Consider the following 17,531-nt stretch of genomic DNA (forward strand, 5'->3'; position numbering starts at 1 on the left):
ATTTAACATTTTTTTTAAAATAAAACAAATTTCTATTTATTTATTCGATGGGAAATGATAAATTATGATTGATTAGTTCAACGAGATATAAGTCTGATGTCTTACATCTTCTCTCCTGCCCTCCATAAGTTTCGTGAGAAAGCAGGATAAAATACCCTCTTTAGGGTGAGAAGAGATAGATCGGTCTTTTTTCGCGAGACTTTTCTGAAACTTTTAAATTTTATAGGGGGTTATGTTTTGAAGAAGCGCAAAATTGGACTAGCATTGTCCTTAGTCGTAGCAGCAGGAACCATCCTTGGAGCATGCGGCAACTCTGGCTCAAACAGCGGTGAAAGCAAAAAAGATAAAGATCAATTCACTGTTGCAATGGTAACTGATGTCGGTGGTGTCGATGACAAATCGTTTAACCAATCAGCTTGGGAAGGTTTACAAGCATTTGGGAAAGACAACAATCTAAAAAAAGGTAAAAACGGCTTTGATTACTTACAATCTAAATCAGATGCTGACTATACAACAAACTTAAACACACTTGCTCGTGAGAAATTCGATCTGATTTACGGAATTGGTTTCTTAATGGAAGATGCTATATCTGAAATTGCGGATCAACGTAAGAAAAACCACTTTGCTATCGTTGATGCAGTCGTGAAAAAAGACAACGTGGCCAGCATCGTTTTTAACGAAAACGAAGGATCATTCCTTGTGGGTGTTGCGGCTGCTCTTACAACAAAATCAAACAAAATTGGTTTTGTCGGCGGCGTTGATTCTGAATTAGTCAGAAAATTCGAAGTCGGTTTCCGCGCAGGTGTTGAAGCTGCTAACCCGAAAGCAAAAGTTGAAGTGAAATATGCTGGTGCATTCGATAAGGCTGACATCGGTAAAGCAACAGCTGAAAGCATGTACAAATCTGGCGTCGACATCATCTATCATGCTGCTGGCGGCACTGGAACTGGTGTCTTCACAGAAGCGAAAAACCTGAAAAAAGCAGATCCTAACCGTAAAGTTTGGGTCATCGGTGTAGATAAAGACCAGTATGACGAAGGAAAAGTACCTGGAACAAAACAAAGTGTCACTCTTACTTCTATGGTTAAGAAAGTAGACACAGCGGTACAAGACTTAACAACAAAAGCAAAAGATGGTAAGTTCCCTGGCGGCGAAGTGATCACATACGGTCTGAAAGAAGGCGCTCTTGACATCTCTCCATCTAAGGAAAACCTTGATAAAGATGTATTAAAGAAAGTGGAAGAATGGAAACAAAAAATCATCAAGGGCGAAATCAAAATCCCTGCAACACGCGATGAATTAAAAGATTTTAAAGCTTAATTTGAGCATCGGGATAAGCGCGCCTTATCCCCTTGCCTCTCCTTTACCTCCTCTTTATTCGTAAAAGGTGGTAAAAGAAAAGCTGCAGCCTCGTTTTGCAGCTTTTCTTTTGCTAGTTTTTATCTTCATCAGCACCCTAAAAAAGGAGCGGTTAAACCTGTGGATTATGTCATTGAAATGTTGAATATACGCAAAGAATTCCCTGGCATTGTAGCAAACGACAACATTACGCTGCAGCTAAAAAAGGGCGAAATTCATGCGCTGCTTGGTGAAAACGGCGCTGGAAAATCAACGCTCATGAACGTGCTTTTCGGACTGTACCAGCCTGAAAAAGGTGAAATCAAGGTACACGGAAAACCCGTGACCATCTCTAGTCCAAATGATGCTAGTGATTTAGGCATCGGAATGGTGCATCAGCACTTTATGCTTGTCGATACCTTTACTGTCGCTGAAAACATCATTTTAGGTAAAGAGCCAAAGAAGTTTGGAAAGATTGACAAAGAGCAAGCCATACAGCAAGTACAAGAGCTTTCTGACCGCTATGGTTTAAAAATAGATCCTGCCGCAAAAGTATCTGACATCTCTGTCGGTATGCAGCAGCGTGCAGAAATCTTAAAAACACTTTACCGCGGCGCTGACATTTTGATCTTCGACGAACCAACGGCCGTTTTAACACCTCAAGAAATCAAAGAACTCATACAAATCATGAAAAACTTAATCAATGAAGGCAAATCCATTATTTTAATCACCCATAAGCTGAAAGAAATTATGGATGCCTGTCATCGCGTGACCATTATCCGAAAAGGTCAAGGTATTCGTACACTTGATGTGGAAAGCACAAATAAAGACGAACTTGCAAGCCTCATGGTTGGTCGTGAAGTGTCATTTAAAACAGACAAAAAAGCTGCTTCTCCTGCTGAGGAAGTTCTTCAAATTCAAGACCTCACAGTAAAAGACGCCAGAGGAATTGAAGCGGTCAAACAGTTAAACCTCTCAGTAAAGGCTGGCGAAATTGTTGGAATTGCTGGGGTAGACGGCAATGGCCAGTCTGAATTAATTGAAGCCATTACCGGTCTAAAAAAATCAGAATCTGGCACGATCATGCTAAACGGGAAAGCCATTCAAAATCTCCCGCCTCGTAAAGTGACCGAATCTGGGATTGGACATATTCCTCAGGACCGTCATAAACATGGACTTGTACTCGATTTTTCAATTGGAGAAAACATTTCCTTACAAACGTATTATCAGCGTCCTTATTCAAAATTCGGCTTATTGAATATGAAGAATATTTATCAAAAGGCAAAACGAATCATTGCGGAGTATGACGTCAGAACACCGAGTGAATATACAGAAGCGCGCGCCCTGTCAGGCGGTAACCAGCAAAAAGCCATTATCGGCCGTGAAGTGGACCGCAATCCTGATTTATTAATTGCCGCTCAGCCGACACGAGGACTTGATGTTGGTGCGATTGAATTTGTTCATAAACGTCTCATTGAGCAAAGAGACTCTGGCAAAGCCGTTTTGCTCATCTCCTTTGAGCTTGATGAAATTATCAATGTTAGTGATAAGATCGCTGTCATTTTCGAAGGCAGCATTGTGGCCATTGTTGATCCAAAAGAAACAACAGAGCAAGAGCTTGGCCTATTAATGGCTGGAAGTACGCAACAGGAAGTGGGGAAAGAAGCAAATGTCTAATCGCTTAACAAATCTGCTGATTCCGCTTATAGCCATTGTACTTGGTCTTTTGGTTGGGGCCATTATTATGCTGGCAAGCGGTTATAGTGTCATCGAAGGCTATGGCGCCCTTTGGAATGGCGTTTTCGGTGAAACCTATTATATGGGAGAAACCATCAGGCAAGTGACACCTTATATTTTATCAGGTCTTGCTGTTGCCTTTGCATTTCGGACAGGCCTGTTTAATATCGGTGTCGAAGGTCAAATGCTTGTTGGCTGGGTAGCTGCTGTATGGATTGGAACAACTGTCCATGCACCTATGTATATTCATCTGCCGCTTGCACTCATCACCGCAGCTGCTGCAGGTGCTTTATGGGGCTTTATTCCCGGATTTTTAAAAGCTCGTTTTTATGTGCATGAGGTCATTGTCACCATCATGATGAACTACATTGCCCTTCATGTCACAAACTATTTAATCTCAAATGTCTTAACAGATAATAAAGATAAAACAGATAAAATCGATGCCACTGCCTCTCTTCGCTCTGGATTTTTTGAGCAGATCACTGATTTCTCCCGGATGCATAACGGTATTTTTGTTGCCATTATTGCGGCGGTCGTGATGTGGGTCATTATTCAAAAAACTTCTAAAGGGTTTGAATTACGGGCTGTTGGAATGAATCAGCAGGCATCACAGTATGCTGGCATGAATGTTCGCCGCAATATCATTTATGCGATGCTCATTTCAGGTGCTTTTGCAGGTCTTGCAGGCGCTATGGAAGGCCTTGGTACATTTGAATATGCCTCTATTAAAGGCTCGTTTACAGGCGTAGGTTTTGATGGAATTGCTGTCGCTTTATTAGGTGGAAATACGGCTGTTGGTGTTGTCCTTGCTGCATTATTGCTTGGTGGATTGAAGGTCGGTGCATTAAATATGCCGCTTGAATCAGGCGTACCGACTGAGGTTGTTGATATTGTCATTGCGATCATCATTCTTTTCGTCGCCTCAAGCTATATTATTCGTCTTGTGATTCAACAAATGAAGAAAAAGGGGGGAAAATAAGTGGGATTTCTGCAAATACTTGAAATCATCGTCCCAGCTACACTTGTTTATGCTGCACCACTTATTTTAACCGCTCTTGGAGGCGTCTTTTCAGAAAGATCAGGTGTTGTCAATATCGGTCTTGAAGGTTTGATGGTCGTCGGAGCATTTTCCAGTATTATCTTTAACTTATTTTTTGCTGATACGTTTGGAGCCTTGACCCCGTGGCTTGGGCTTCTCGTTGGAATGGCCGTTGGCGGATTGTTCTCACTGATTCATGCAGTCGCGACCATTACCTTCCGAGCTGATCAAACGGTCAGTGGTGTGGCCATCAACATGCTGGCACTTGGCGCTACATTGTTTGTCGTAAAACTGATTTACGGAAAAGCACAAACTGATAAAATTACAGAACCTTTCTATAAAGGAGATATTCCCCTTTTAAGTGACATTCCGATCATTGGTGATATTTTCTTTAAAGATGTTTATTATACGTCCATACTTGCTTTAGCCCTTGCGGTGGTTGCATGGTTTGTTTTATTTAAAATGCCATTTGGTCTTCGTCTTCGTGCAGTCGGAGAGCATCCAATGGCAGCAGATACAATGGGAATCAAAGTGTACCGGATGCGTTATATCGCTGTCTTCATTAGTGGACTGTTTGGCGGTCTGGGCGGGGCTGTTTATGCCTCAACGATCGCGCTTGATTTCTCCCATGCCACCATTACTGGACAAGGCTTTATCGCACTAGCTGCGCTTGTATTCGGTAAATGGCATCCATTCGGCGCAATGGGAGCTGCTTTATTCTTTGGATTTGCTCAAAGCTTAAGCATCATTGGTTCTCTCCTGCCGCTGTTCCAAGATATACCGAATGTGTATATGCTCATAGCACCATATGTGCTCACCATTTTAGCACTTACTGGCTTCATTGGACGTGCCGATGCACCTAAAGCACTTGGTACACCTTATTTAAAAGGAAAACGATAAATACGATGTATGATCAATCCCCTGAAGGACAAACTACCTTCAGGGGATTTTTGTATGATAAAAAACTCAAAAACTCCTGTTTATTTTACTTTTATTACACTTATTTTAGTTTAATAAATAGATGAGTGTCACAGAATCTTCTACAATTGAGACAAATAGCATTTGGGGGTGTTTATGTGGCTAATGCACAACAATTGAAATCGATTACAGACGATTCTGACAATAATAAAAGCGTTTTCCGTAAGATCATGTCTTGGAAAATTGGTGTTATTGATCTACCTGTGTATTTAGTACTTGCAGCGATTATTTTAACTGCCGCTTATTTTAATAAAATTCCAGCAAATATGCTTGGTGGTTTCGCTGTTATTATGATTTTGGGGATTTTCCTTGGAGATGTAGGACAACGTATTCCAATCTTAAAAGATATTGGTGGACCCGCGATTCTTTCTTTATTCGTACCATCGTTCCTGGTCTTTTTTAATGTTCTAAATCCGAACTCATTGGAAGCGGTTACGTCTCTGATGAAAACGTCGAACTTCCTTTACTTCTATATTTCTGCTCTTGTAGTAGGAAGTATTCTTGGCATGCAGCGAACTGTTTTAGTACAAGGCCTTATTCGTATGTTTGTCCCTCTAGTTGCAGGTACAATTGCAGCTGTGAGTGCTGGTATCCTTGTTGGCCTTTTAGTTGGTTACACACCGCATCATTCATTCTTCTTTATTATTGTACCGATTATTGCCGGTGGTGTTGGAGAAGGAATTTTGCCATTATCTATCGCTTATTCACAAATTCTTGATGTATCAGCAGAGTCATTAATTTCTCAATTAATTCCTGCGGCTGTCATTGGGAACGTCATTGCCATTATCTGTGCTGGCGCAATGAAGAAGCTTGGTGAGAAACGTCCTGAACTGAATGGGAATGGCCGTCTTGTGAAATCTAAAGAAGCAAACGAAATTTTCGAACAGCCAGATATGGATGCAAAAGTTGATTTCGGGTTAATGGGTGCTGGTGTACTCGTTGCTTGTACAACCTTCATCTTTGGTGGTTTGTTAGAAAGCTTTGTTCATATTCCAGGTCCAATCTTAATGATTGTTCTTGCTGCTTTAATCAAATACTTAAACGTGATGCCTCAGCATCTTCAAAATGGCTCACAGCAGTTCTACAAGTTTGTATCAAGAAGTTTTACATGGCCGCTAATGGTTGGTCTTGGTATTCTATACATTCCACTTGATGATGTAGCAACTGTCATCTCAATTCCATTCGTATGCGTATGTATCGCTGTTGTACTCGCAATGGTTGGTTCTGGTTACTTCGTTGGAAAACTAATGAACATGTATCCAGTAGAATCTGCTATTGTCACTGGCTGTCACAGCGGACTTGGCGGTACTGGTGATGTTGCCATTCTTTCAGCTTCTGGAAGAATGGGTCTTATGCCTTTCGCACAAGTATCTACACGACTTGGCGGAGCAGCAACTGTTATCTGTGCAACGATCTTACTCAGAATGTTTAGTTAAACTACCACACATAAAAAGCATGAGCTCTCACATGGGCTCATGCTTTTTTATATTTCTTTTCTCCTATAGGATCTCTTATTCATCAGCTAATACAATTCGTAAATATTCCCTGGGCTGAAAAGGATACAGCTTCGTTTCTTGATAGCTCATGTGAAGAAGATGCTCAGAAAATAGCGGCCATTCACTTCCGGCCTGCCACCTTTTTTGATCATTTCGGTCAATCAAGAATGCTCCTCCTAAAATCGTGCAGAATAGGCTTAAGCTGATGGCGATCTTTCGTTTCATTTGATCAGCTCCTTTAAGAAAAGCATGTACGAAAAACAAAACAATATACAATGAGTGTCATTTTTGATAAAATTATTTTTGTGGTCAAAAGAACCTAAAACAAATACAGTTTGCTTGAAATCGTTTCAAACCAATGCACTATGGCTGTATTTACGCTATAATTTTAATTACCAGTTCTTTAGAACGTGAATTTATATTGATCAAAGGAGGTTCATTTTCTTGCAGCTTATTCACTTCGCCATCCTATCACCTTTTTTACTCGCTTTTGTTGTACCTTTCCTTTACAAATATGTGAAGCGTATACATACAGGATGGTTTGTTCTCATCTTGCCGATTCTTTTATTTACCTATTTCATCCAAATGTTACATATCACTTCGAATGGACGAACGCTTTTCTCACAGGCTGAATGGATTCCATCTTTAGGGATGAATTTCACTGTGTATGTCGATGGTCTCAGCCTGTTATTTGCTTTATTAATTACAGGTATCGGCGCACTTGTGGTACTGTACAGTATTTTCTACTTATCAAAGGAAAAAGAACAGCTTGGCTCTTTCTACACGTATTTGCTCATGTTTATGACCGCGATGCTTGGTGTCGTTCTTTCTGACAACATGGTGGTTCTATACTTGTTTTGGGAGTTAACGAGTATCTCTTCCTTCCTCTTAATTGGGTATTGGTATAAGCGTGAGCGCTCTAGGTATGGAGCAACGAAATCACTGCTTATTACTGTTTTTGGCGGATTAGCTATGCTTGGTGGCTTCATCCTCATTTACCTGATTACTGATTCATTCAGTATTCGTGAAGCAGTCAATCAGCTTCAGCTCATTATGGCATCACCTTACTTTATCCCTGCCATGATCCTAATCTTACTAGGTGCCTTTACGAAATCTGCGCAGTTCCCATTCTATATCTGGCTGCCTGATGCAATGGAAGCACCGACCCCTGTGAGCAGTTATCTGCATTCTGCTACGATGGTGAAAGCCGGTATTTATCTTGTTGCCCGCTTCAGTCCAATCTTTGCTATATCAGAGGTATGGTTCTGGACCATTTCCATCGTTGGACTTGTCACATTATTCTGGGGATCATTCCACGCCGTCCGGCAAAACGATTTGAAAGCCATTCTGGCCTATTCGACAGTGAGTCAGCTCGGCATGATTATGCTCATGCTTGGCGTCGGCGCAGCTGCGATTCATGAAAACAATCCTGCCTTTTTTGGTGCAGCCGTTCTTGCAGCTATTTTTCACCTCATTAACCATGCTACGTTTAAAGGAAGTCTCTTTATGGCAGCTGGTATTATCGATCATGAAACAGGGACTCGTGACATTCGAAAATTAGGCGGATTAATGACGATCATGCCGATTACCTTCACAATTACGTTAATCGGTACATTTTCAATGGCCGGATTACCGCCATTTAACGGTTTCTTAAGTAAAGAGCTATTTTTCACAAGTATGATACGAATTTCTGACATCAGTTTTACGGACGTTTCAACATGGGGTGCTATCATCCCAGCACTTGCTTGGCTCGCTAGTGTCTTTACGTTCATTTATAGTATGATGCTCCTCTTTAAAACTTTTAGAGGCCGTCTGAATATAGACCAATTGGAGAAAAAACCGCATGAAGCACCGATCGGCATGCTCATTCCGCCAATCATTCTCGCTGCACTTGTGGTCACCTTCTTCTTTTTCCCTAATATTCTTGCCTATTCTGTCATCGAACCCGCAATTGCGGCGATCATTCCTGAAGCGATTGAAACAGGAAGCCGTTTTTCTGTGAAGATTGAAGCATGGCATGGCTTCCAGCCAGAGCTCTATATGACAATAGGTGTTGTTGTACTCGGCACAATCGGCTACTTGACGCTTTCAAAATGGCGTCCAATGTACAACATCTTTAAGGAAAAATGGTCATTTAACGCTTTATACGACCGCTCTCTTATCGGTTTGGAAAAAGGGTCATACCGCCTGACCAACAGTTATATGACTGGTTTTCTTCGTGACTATCTTGTCTATGTGTTTGGGTTCATGATTATCGTCATTGGCGGCGTCATGTTTTATCAGCAGGCCTTTTCATTTCAAACAGATCAGGCTGCCTCAATTGGCACGTATGAGGTGATTCTTTCACTTGTGATGGTGGCGGCGACGATTGCAACAGTCTTCGCAAGCTCACGATTAACAGCTATTATTGCTCTAGGTGTCATGGGCTACACGCTGTCATTATTCTTCGTGATTTTCAGAGCACCTGACCTTGCGCTGACGCAGCTGATTATTGAAACGATTTCTGTCGCACTGTTTTTGCTTTGCTTCTATCATTTGCCGAAGCTGAGCTTAAAGCAAAAAACGAGAAGATTCAAAATGACCAATTTCATCATTTCATTAGGTGTTGGGGTTGTTGTCACTTGTCTAGCTTTCGCTTCCACAAGTCAGCAGTCACTTGACACTATCTCAACTTACTTTATTGAAAACAGCTACAAACTTGCTGGCGGTGACAATATTGTCAATGTCATTCTTGTCGATTTCAGGGGCTTTGATACCCTTTTTGAAATCACTGTGCTCGCCATTGCGGCACTTGGTATTTATGGGTTATTAAAAACACAAGCAAAACGGAAGAGAGGTGTGCGGCGATGAGAAAGATTGATACGAATGATATGCTTTTGCAAGTCACAACAAAAATCACAGCATTCATCATCTTGCTCTTCTCCCTTCACCTATTTCTTGCGGGGCATAACAATCCTGGCGGCGGATTCATCGGCGGCCTGATGAGTTCTGCGGCTGTCGTTCTTCTGCTTTTAGCCTATGATCTGAAAACAGTAAGACGCATTTTACCCTTTGACTTTATTTATGTAGCTGGAGCCGGTTTGCTCGTTGCGATCCTGACAGGTATGGGATCCTTTCTATTCGGTGCACCTTTTCTATCACATGCATTTGATTATTTCCAATTACCGTTTTTAGGAAAAACAGAACTGGCAACAGCCGTCCTGTTTGATATCGGTGTGTACTTGGTCGTTGTTGGTGTCACCATGACCATTATTCAAATGATTGGAGAGAAGGAATAATGGAATTTCTAATGTCTATTATCGTCGGAATTATTTTTATGGCGGCGACCTATTTGATGCTGTCAAAAAGCCTTCTGCGGGTCATCGTCGGTACTGCTGTTTTGAGTCACGGCGTCCACTTGCTTCTTTTAACAATGGGCGGCTTAAAAAAGGGAGCACCTCCCGTTCTAAAAGAGGGGCTCACATCCTATGTAGATCCATTGCCGCAGGCATTAATTTTAACAGCCATTGTCATTGCTTTTGGTGTGACATCCTTATTACTTGTCATGGCCTTCCGAGCCTTCCAAGAGCTGCGAACAGATGACATGGATCAAATGAGAGGAAATGATCAGCATGAATAATCTCGTGATCCTGCCTATATTAATTCCATTACTAGCTGCTACACTATTGATTTTTATAAATAAAAACATCATGCTGTCAAGAGTTTTTAGTGTCTTGGCATCTCTTTCAGCCATTATATGTAATGCATATTTGGTTCAAACGATTTTCACAAATGGGATACAAACCCTTTATTTAGGCGGCTGGAAAGCCCCATTTGGAATTGCCCTTGTCGCCGATCAATTTGCTGCACTCCTTGTGCTGACTGCTTCCGTTGTCGGGCTTGTGACAGTCCTCTTCTCCTTTCAAACGATTGGGAAAGAAAGAGAGCGGCTCTTCTATTATTCTGGTGTGCAGTTTTTGTTAGCTGGCGTGAGCGGAGCCTTTTTAACGGGAGATATATTCAACCTGTTTGTCTTCTTTGAATTACTGCTGATGGCATCTTATATGCTCATTGTATTAGGCGGATCAAAGCCTCAGCTTCGTGAATCACTCAAATATATTGTGTTTAATATCATCTCGTCGGCATTATTTATTGTCGGAGTTGCCTGTTTATATGCAGTTACGGGTACGCTCAATATGGCTGATTTAAGTGTGAAAATAGCTGAATCAGGGCAAACAGGGTTAATCACTGTTATTTCCATCCTGTTCCTCATTGTATTCGGCTTAAAAGCTGGGATCTTCCCGCTTTATTTCTGGCTGCCAGGATCGTATCATGCACCGCCAGCAGCGATTTCAGCTCTTTTTGGGGCTTTGCTCACAAAGGTTGGCTTATATGCGATTGCCAGAGTCTTTACATTAATTTTTATACACGATACAGGCTTCACCCATACACTCATGGCGTGGCTTGCCGCACTGACGGTGATATTCGGTGTGATAGGTTCGATCGCCTATTCTGATGTGCAGAAGATTGTGATTTATAATATTGTCACAGCTGTTGGTGTCATTTTGTTTGGATTTGCAGCCAACACACCTGCATCACTCCAAGGAGCTATTTATTATCTCATTCACGACATGGTGATCAAAGGGGCTTTATTTATGCTGGCAGGTGCCCTCTTTGTATACGCTGGCACAAACCAACTGAAAAAAATGGGCGGACTGATTCAATCCCAGCCTCTATTGGGATGGATGTTTTTCATATCGGCTTTATCGCTTGCAGGAATTCCGCCGCTGAGTGGCTTTGTTGGGAAACTAAAAATTGTGGAAGGTGGATTTTCTGCTGGACACATGACGTTTTCTATCCTGGTCTTACTGTCAAGTCTTCTTGTCCTCTACTCTATTATGAAGATTTTCATGTCCGCATTTTGGGGCGAGGAACAGGATATGCGAAGAAGAAAGCCATCAATTAAAGGAATGGTGTATCCTGGCGTACTGCTTGTCGTCTTATCGCTTGCTATTGGGTTAGGGACAGAGTTCATTGCCCCTTATATCAATCAAGCAGCGGAAATGCTCTCTACACCAGAAAAATATATTCAAGCTGTGCTGAAGGAGTAGATGAACATGGCCTTTCAAATATTACTAAACGCTCTCCTCGCCTTTACATGGATGTTTATGAATGATACATACAGAGCCGCAGACTTTGTATCAGGTTTTGCATTAGGGATGATCGCCATTTTTATGCTGCGGCGATTTTTCCCGCAGCGTTTTTACGGCTATGCCCTTTATGCGATTTTCAAGCTTATCATCATTTTTATTCGCGAGCTGCTTCTTGCCAATTTAAGTGTATTAAAGACCGTATTATCTCCAAAGCTCACGATTAAGCCCGGAATTTTCGCCTTTCGTACGGATTTGAAAACAGATTGGGAAATCACCATACTGGCCAATATGATTACATTGACACCAGGTACACTAGTGATTGATATTTCCGACGATCGTTCCATTTTATACATTCATGCGATGGATATTGAGGATGCTGAAAAAGCCATTCACGATATCCGGGTTTCATTTGAGAAAGCGATTCAGGAGGTGAGCGGTAAGTAATGGAACTCATTTTGCAAATTTCACTTGGCATTCTTGCGCTGTCTACGTTGCTTTTTGTGATACGAGTGATCAAAGGTCCCTCTATTCCTGATCGTGTGAGTGCGCTTGATGCGATAGGAATCAATTTAATTGGGATGACAGCCATCGTTTCAATTTTACTGAAAACCACTGCATTCTTTGAGATTATTTTACTGCTCGGTATCCTTGCCTTTATCGGTACTGTCGCTTTTTCCAAATTTCTTGAGAAAGGGGAAGTGATTGAAAATGATCGTCATCGCTAAAGCCATCGTCATTTTCTTTATCCTGCTAGGCGCTATCCTCTGTTTGATTTCAGCTATTGGTGTCCTTCGACTGCCGGATGTTTACACACGTATGCATGCTGCATCAAAAGCATCGACACTTGGCGTTGTTCTGATTTTAGTAGGTGTGTTTTTTCATGAATGGTTTCTTGCAGGCGTTATTTCTGCAAAAATCCTTCTCGGCATCGTATTCATCTTCCTGACAGCACCAGTCGGCGCACACTTAATCGGAAGAGCCGCCTACAATACTGGTGTTAAGCTCGACAAACGCAGTGTACAAGATGATTATGGCGGTTTCCGTAACTTTGTAATTAAACGAAAAGAAGATTCTTATTTATAAAAAGCGAAAAAAGAATGGCCTGATATGTTGGGCCATTCTTTTTTTATCGCTCAACGTGCATATAAAAAAAGCTTCCGCTGCACCGGGAGCTTTTTTATATGCGATCAATGACAGCAAGTGTGCATCTTGACGTACAGATGTGCCGGTCTCGATCATCTTTTATATCGATTTGAAATACCATTGTACGTCGTCCTACATGCACAGGAACAGCTGTCGCTGTCACAACTCCATCGCGTACAGATTTTAAATGATTGGCATTGATTTCAATACCTGAGCAAACTTGCTGCGTTAAGTCTAAATGAGCCGCAGCCCCCATGCTCGCCACTGTTTCTGCTAGAGCAGCAGATGCTCCTCCATGCAGTAGTCCAAATGGCTGTTTTGTTCTGTGATCGACTGGCATTGTTGCAACGCATCGTGATTCATTGCACTCTACAATCTCAATGCCTAGTGCCTCAAGCAGTGTATTTGATCCGCTCACATTCATTAAGGCCCTCTCCCTTCACACGTTTACAGCACACTTTCAGACTTGGCAATTAACACCGCTTCTGTACGAGATCCAACATTCAGCTTATTAAAGATGGATGTCAAACTGTACTCAATTGACCGTTTGCTCAAATGAAGCACATCGGCAATCTCCTGGTTCGTGTATCCTTTTTCCACTTCTCTAAGGATCAAACACTCCCGTTCCGTTAAGAGATCGTGGTCAGTCTGCTGCGCTTGTTCTGGCTTTTCTTGCTGCTGTGAAATTAATTTCTTTAAATAGGACAGCTGAATGACAACTTCTCCTTGCAATGTCCGGTGTATGTATTCAATAATTTTGTCTTTCGTCTCTGTTTTACTAATTGCACCGTGTAATCCAGCCCGAATAGCCTCTTCAAAATAATCATCTACTTCATACCCTGTATAAATGATAATTTTCACTTGATGGTTGGTTTCTAAAATTTGTTTCGCAATGTCCATTCCATTGATATCCCCGAGATTTAAATCCATTAAAATCACATCATAGATGGAAAAGTCATGCGTCTTTAAAAAGGCGGCTTCTGCATCAGGACTTAAACAATCGACTGATAGCTGCTGGTCTGATTCTAATATGCTTTTTGTCCCTTCCATGACAGCCGGATGATCATCAATGACCAATATCTTCTTCATGTCTTCCTCCCTTTAAATCACTCACTTCCATTTTATATAAAAGACTTGGCTGATGCCAAGTCTTAATCCTTAATAAATGGTTACAATTCCATTTCAATTTTCACCTTGAGCCCTTTGCCCGGGGCTGTGTGAATTTGAAGCTTTCCATTTAATGCTTTGACTCGTTCTCTAATTCCCGAAAGCCCCATGCTCATTGTGTGCTGATCAAGATGACTTGCATCAAAACCGACTCCATCATCCTCATAGTGAAGAACAACCTGATCTTTAATACAAATCAGCATCACTAACACTTGAGTGGCTTTAGAGTGCTTCAGGGCGTTGGATAACAACTCCTGAACAATTCGGTAAATATTCAGCTGTGAATCAATATCAATGTCCAATTCTTTATCAAAGCGTGTCGTATTCAGTCTAATATGAAACGGTGCTTCCTCCTGAATTTGAGAAGTTAGCTTCGATATCGCCTTTACTAAACCTAAATCATACAGCAGCTGAGGCCGAAGCTCATGACATGTTTCTCTCGTCGTTTGAATCACTTTAGACATTTGATCGTTCCATGAGATAAGCGAATTTTCAATAGATGTCGGGCATTGATTGCTTTGGAAATTCGTTAAAAACATCTCCGACTGTCTTTTTAGTGATATCAAGTCCTGCAGCACGGAATCATGAAGATCCCTTGCTAAATCTGAGCGCTGCTTTTCTTCCATGGCAAACATGATTTTCTTTAGCCAGGCAGGATTGGCCTCGCGCTGTTTCAAATCGTCAAGATGCTCCATCAATTCTTCAATCTTGACGACATTTTCTAAACTGACACTGGTGTAAAATGCCAATGTTTTCAACCAAGAAATCTCATCACGCGTTAATTTCGGTGTCCGTAAATTAGATAAACAGCAAATCACAAAAGAGTGACCGCCCCGCTCACCAATTTTCATCATAAACCCTTTATCAAGCGCGATGATTTTACCAACTTCACCTAAAATATCTTGAAATTGATCCACATAATCTTTCCATAGCTGGCTTTCTTCTATTGATTCATCAATTTCAACAATTTGTCCATCTGCCTTCACTTCAAGCACAAAGGCTTTGTTCACAACAAGTACTTCTAAGATGGTGTATTTTAAATGATACAATACTTGATGAAGTGATGACGCCTCACGAATGAGCTGTGTAAATTTAAATACACTATCCTGATAATTATGCTTCTCTGAAAAACGCTTTAATCGAAAACGGAAATCGATAATTTCTTTAAAGTAGAAGACGGTGAGCATAAGAATGTACGTGATGATCGTAAGTTTCACTGTATAGAAATTTGCATTAGGTTTTTGAATAAAATCAAAAATAACAACCACTAGTATTGTTGGCGTAATCGCTAAAAAACCGTAGTATTTAATCCTTCCCATAAAGAAATCAACATTATACAGCTTATTTGACATAAATTGATAGACTAAGAAAAAAGGAATTAAAAGAACAAACGATGCAACAACATAAGGTGAAATAAAATATATACCAAAAAAATAAGGAATGATAAAAAATAGCATGAATGGACTGAATGCTGAGATTAAAATGAGTGCAAATGCTCGAAGTACATTGCTGACTTCATTGTCTTTCAATTTTTTAGCAGCCCTTATAGTGATAATAATCGAAAGGAAAGCCAGAACAAAAAATGAAAGTAAATTGACATATGCTAATAGATCTACTGGTCCTGCTTTATTTTTATAGAATAAAACTAATAAAACGTTAGTAACTGGAACTAGATACAAATAAAAAAGAATTCGACGACGAATAATTTCTGTTCCTAATTCTTTTAAATATTGATACATAAAGTGCATATATAGTGGAGGTACAATATTCATTGTAATGATTACAAGAATACGACTGATAGCCTCTCCTTTTCCAGAACCACCAGAACTTACATAACCTATAGACACCGCCAAAAGAAATAAAGCTAAAATATAAGCTGACTCTTTTTGGTTTACTTTATTCATTTTTAAAATCATAAATATACAAAATAGACAGATGGAATAAAGAATGACTGGTATTAGATAAACAAACAGATTCGCTTGACTCAATAACCTTACATTCTCTAAATCAATTTTATCACCATGTCTATCAACGACTAAACTTTTAACATTAGCTAAAAAACCTCTTTTAACTTCTTCAACTGGTTTTTTATTCCCATTCACTTCAAGTATGATATCGCCTTTCCTAACTCCAGCTAGATAGCTATCTGTAAAATTATCGACATCCACTACCTCAAGTTGACCGTGGCTATTTTCCTTAACAGCTGCTCCAACAAAAATATTAAATACGTTGATATAAGAGATGTAAATCACATAGATGAAGCTAAGGATAACTAATATAACTGTTAACTTAGAGTAAAACTTTCTCATAATATTTATCTACTCAAGCAGTTGCCCATATGATTGCTTTAATAACGTCTTCTTTCTGGAATCCGTCAACAATAATACTTGCAGTTTCTTGATCAACGTGAAGCAATGATGCGTTCCCGTTAACGATTTGATTTAATGTTGAAGGATTCTCCACTAAATAACTAACCAATTCCTGAATTTTCATCTTCTCCATCTCCAATTAAAAAGAGTAGTAGCTTTTCCTTTTTAGAAGCCTCTAAATGTAATATTTTGAATGCTTCTTTAAACTTATTTCTGAGAAGGTTTCTCATAATAAATACATATTGTTGAGCACCAGATTTTTTTAATTTATCCTTTAATTCTTCAGAGCCGGCACTCTTATCCTTTGATTGAAAATAACTGAGCAAGTCTGAACTAGATGGATTAAACTCATTTTTCAAGTAAACTAGCGGTAATGTTTGCATTCTTTTAAAGTCAATATTATCTTTATTAAAAAGACCTAGGTAGTCATTTTCAAGCTGTTCCGCCATTCCTAAATAATAAGCATATTCTTCTACCTTCTTTTCAAAAGAACCTGTTGCCAAAACAACCCCCAACATACAGGGTAATACAAACAGTGATCCTGCCTTTAACTTCATAATATTTAAACATTCCTGCTCATTCTCCGGCACCAGTGTCATATCCAAATGCTGCCCTTGCATTGACTGAATAGAATAGGTGTATACACTGTTTAAAAGCTTCGCTCCATGATCAAGCTTTGAAAACACATCAAAACTCAATGCAAAGAGAACATTCGCCGCATTAATCGCAATTCCGCTCTGACATTTCATCCAAGGATACGAATCATTGTCCTGATCTTCAATATCATCTAATATATCGGCTGATAAGATGAGAAGTTCAATCCCTGCTGCCAGTTTTGTAATCGCTTGCTTGTCTTGACCGCCAAATGCCTCATAATGCTGGTAAGCTAATTGTCCAAAAGGGAATTCATTCTTTATATCAGTAAATTTCAGAAGCAGCTTTTGTAAATCATTCTGCCTGACTGCATGTTGAATAAAATCAGACATATTCTGCTTGATTTTTGTATTCTCTAGATAGTTTAGCATACTCGATCTCGTACCTCACCCTTTCGTCTTTTATTTTACTAAAAAGACATGAGCAAATGTCCACTGACATCGCTATTTAACAATTATATAATAATATATCCTTTTTT

18 protein-coding genes are annotated in these 17,531 nt (G+C 40.2%); 12 read left to right on the plus strand and 6 right to left on the minus strand.

Annotated elements, in window-relative coordinates; all coding sequences use genetic code 11:
- The first annotated feature begins 237 nt into the window (after positions 1–237).
- The 5 genes from QR42_RS14320 (at position 238) to QR42_RS14340 (ending at position 6,528) form a co-directional block, all read left to right on the plus strand.
- Positions 238–1,320, plus strand: a complete 1,083-nt coding sequence (locus tag QR42_RS14320) for a BMP family lipoprotein (protein ID WP_039181096.1) — start codon at positions 238–240, stop codon at positions 1,318–1,320.
- A 159-nt stretch (positions 1,321–1,479) separates the two neighbouring features.
- Positions 1,480–3,015, plus strand: a complete 1,536-nt coding sequence (locus QR42_RS14325; protein ID WP_039181099.1) for an ABC transporter ATP-binding protein — start codon at positions 1,480–1,482, stop codon at positions 3,013–3,015.
- Positions 3,008–4,054 carry an ABC transporter permease gene (locus QR42_RS14330; RefSeq protein WP_039181102.1) on the plus strand — a complete coding sequence of 349 codons (1,047 nt, stop codon included), beginning with the start codon at positions 3,008–3,010 and terminating at the stop codon, positions 4,052–4,054. The genes QR42_RS14325 and QR42_RS14330 overlap by 8 nt, the downstream gene beginning before the upstream one ends.
- Positions 4,055–5,014 carry an ABC transporter permease gene (locus QR42_RS14335; protein WP_024423311.1) on the plus strand — a complete coding sequence of 320 codons (960 nt, stop codon included), beginning with the start codon at positions 4,055–4,057 and terminating at the stop codon, positions 5,012–5,014.
- A 176-nt stretch (positions 5,015–5,190) separates the two neighbouring features.
- Positions 5,191–6,528: a 2-hydroxycarboxylate transporter family protein gene (locus QR42_RS14340; protein ID WP_039181105.1), complete on the plus strand. Its 1,338-nt coding sequence runs from the start codon at positions 5,191–5,193 to the stop codon at positions 6,526–6,528.
- A gap of 75 nt (positions 6,529–6,603) precedes the next feature.
- Here the strand turns inward: QR42_RS14340 and QR42_RS14345 are convergent, their stop codons facing one another.
- Entirely contained in the window at positions 6,604–6,813 is a 210-nt protein-coding gene (locus tag QR42_RS14345) for a hypothetical protein (RefSeq protein WP_024423313.1), read from the minus strand.
- Positions 6,814–7,032: 219 nt separating this feature from the next.
- Here QR42_RS14345 and QR42_RS14350 point away from each other — a divergent pair, with 219 nt between their 5' ends.
- From QR42_RS14350 to mnhG, 7 genes are read left to right on the plus strand one after another with little or no spacing between them, the layout of a single operon-like run.
- A complete protein-coding gene (locus QR42_RS14350) occupies positions 7,033–9,438 on the plus strand; it encodes a Na+/H+ antiporter subunit A (RefSeq protein ID WP_039181108.1) in 2,406 nt (801 codons plus the stop codon).
- Complete coding sequence (locus QR42_RS14355; RefSeq protein WP_039181111.1) at positions 9,435–9,866, plus strand: Na(+)/H(+) antiporter subunit B; 432 nt, start codon at positions 9,435–9,437, stop codon at positions 9,864–9,866. The genes QR42_RS14350 and QR42_RS14355 overlap by 4 nt, the downstream gene beginning before the upstream one ends.
- Positions 9,866–10,207, plus strand: coding sequence for a Na(+)/H(+) antiporter subunit C (locus QR42_RS14360; protein WP_024423316.1), 342 nt, complete (start codon positions 9,866–9,868; stop codon positions 10,205–10,207). Before QR42_RS14355 ends, QR42_RS14360 begins: the two co-directional genes overlap by 1 nt.
- Complete coding sequence (locus QR42_RS14365; RefSeq protein WP_039181114.1) at positions 10,200–11,678, plus strand: Na+/H+ antiporter subunit D; 1,479 nt, start codon at positions 10,200–10,202, stop codon at positions 11,676–11,678. Before QR42_RS14360 ends, QR42_RS14365 begins: the two co-directional genes overlap by 8 nt.
- A 6-nt stretch (positions 11,679–11,684) precedes the next feature.
- Positions 11,685–12,164, plus strand: coding sequence for a Na+/H+ antiporter subunit E (locus QR42_RS14370; protein WP_024425941.1), 480 nt, complete (start codon positions 11,685–11,687; stop codon positions 12,162–12,164).
- Positions 12,164–12,445 (plus strand): Na(+)/H(+) antiporter subunit F1, encoded by a 282-nt coding sequence (locus QR42_RS14375; RefSeq protein ID WP_039181117.1) that lies wholly within the window; start codon positions 12,164–12,166, stop codon positions 12,443–12,445. Before QR42_RS14370 ends, QR42_RS14375 begins: the two co-directional genes overlap by 1 nt.
- Positions 12,429–12,803: a monovalent cation/H(+) antiporter subunit G gene (gene mnhG, locus QR42_RS14380; RefSeq protein WP_024423320.1), complete on the plus strand. Its 375-nt coding sequence runs from the start codon at positions 12,429–12,431 to the stop codon at positions 12,801–12,803. Before QR42_RS14375 ends, mnhG begins: the two co-directional genes overlap by 17 nt.
- Positions 12,804–12,897: 94 nt before the next feature.
- Here the strand turns inward: mnhG and QR42_RS14385 are convergent, their stop codons facing one another.
- The 5 genes from QR42_RS14385 to QR42_RS14405 form a co-directional block, all read right to left on the minus strand.
- The gene (locus QR42_RS14385) at positions 12,898–13,287 is read right to left on the minus strand and encodes a hotdog fold thioesterase (protein ID WP_039181120.1); all 390 of its coding nucleotides are present in this window, start codon (positions 13,285–13,287) and stop codon (positions 12,898–12,900) included.
- A gap of 23 nt (positions 13,288–13,310) precedes the next feature.
- Complete coding sequence (locus tag QR42_RS14390; protein WP_024423322.1) at positions 13,311–13,952, minus strand: two-component system response regulator ComA; 642 nt, start codon at positions 13,950–13,952, stop codon at positions 13,311–13,313.
- Positions 13,953–14,032: 80 nt separating this feature from the next.
- Positions 14,033–16,339 carry a sensor histidine kinase gene (locus tag QR42_RS14395; RefSeq protein WP_039181123.1) on the minus strand — a complete coding sequence of 769 codons (2,307 nt, stop codon included), beginning with the start codon at positions 16,337–16,339 and terminating at the stop codon, positions 14,033–14,035.
- 13 nt (positions 16,340–16,352) lie between these two features.
- Complete coding sequence (gene comX, locus QR42_RS14400) at positions 16,353–16,523, minus strand: competence pheromone ComX (protein ID WP_034317154.1); 171 nt, start codon at positions 16,521–16,523, stop codon at positions 16,353–16,355.
- The gene (locus QR42_RS14405) at positions 16,501–17,424 is read right to left on the minus strand and encodes a polyprenyl synthetase family protein (protein ID WP_039181129.1); all 924 of its coding nucleotides are present in this window, start codon (positions 17,422–17,424) and stop codon (positions 16,501–16,503) included. Before QR42_RS14405 ends, comX begins: the two co-directional genes overlap by 23 nt.
- Between the last annotated feature and the right edge of the window lie 107 nt (positions 17,425–17,531).

Origin of the sequence: Bacillus sp. WP8 (assembly GCF_000800825.1) — a bacterium.
Lineage (GTDB): Bacteria > Bacillota > Bacilli > Bacillales > Bacillaceae > Bacillus > Bacillus safensis.

Coding starts and splice junctions, on each gene's coding strand:
- QR42_RS14330 (WP_039181102.1), top strand. CDS start 3,008: ATGTCTAATCGCTTAACAAATCTGCTGATTCCGCTTATAGCCATTGTA.
- QR42_RS14345 (WP_024423313.1), bottom strand. CDS start 6,813: ATGAAACGAAAGATCGCCATCAGCTTAAGCCTATTCTGCACGATTTTA.
- QR42_RS14355 (WP_039181111.1), top strand. CDS start 9,435: ATGAGAAAGATTGATACGAATGATATGCTTTTGCAAGTCACAACAAAA.
- QR42_RS14360 (WP_024423316.1), top strand. CDS start 9,866: ATGGAATTTCTAATGTCTATTATCGTCGGAATTATTTTTATGGCGGCG.
- QR42_RS14365 (WP_039181114.1), top strand. CDS start 10,200: ATGAATAATCTCGTGATCCTGCCTATATTAATTCCATTACTAGCTGCT.
- QR42_RS14370 (WP_024425941.1), top strand. CDS start 11,685: ATGGCCTTTCAAATATTACTAAACGCTCTCCTCGCCTTTACATGGATG.
- QR42_RS14375 (WP_039181117.1), top strand. CDS start 12,164: ATGGAACTCATTTTGCAAATTTCACTTGGCATTCTTGCGCTGTCTACG.
- mnhG (WP_024423320.1), top strand. CDS start 12,429: ATGATCGTCATCGCTAAAGCCATCGTCATTTTCTTTATCCTGCTAGGC.
- QR42_RS14385 (WP_039181120.1), bottom strand. CDS start 13,287: ATGAATGTGAGCGGATCAAATACACTGCTTGAGGCACTAGGCATTGAG.
- QR42_RS14390 (WP_024423322.1), bottom strand. CDS start 13,952: ATGAAGAAGATATTGGTCATTGATGATCATCCGGCTGTCATGGAAGGG.
- QR42_RS14395 (WP_039181123.1), bottom strand. CDS start 16,339: ATGAGAAAGTTTTACTCTAAGTTAACAGTTATATTAGTTATCCTTAGC.
- comX (WP_034317154.1), bottom strand. CDS start 16,523: ATGAAAATTCAGGAATTGGTTAGTTATTTAGTGGAGAATCCTTCAACA.
- QR42_RS14405 (WP_039181129.1), bottom strand. CDS start 17,424: ATGCTAAACTATCTAGAGAATACAAAAATCAAGCAGAATATGTCTGAT.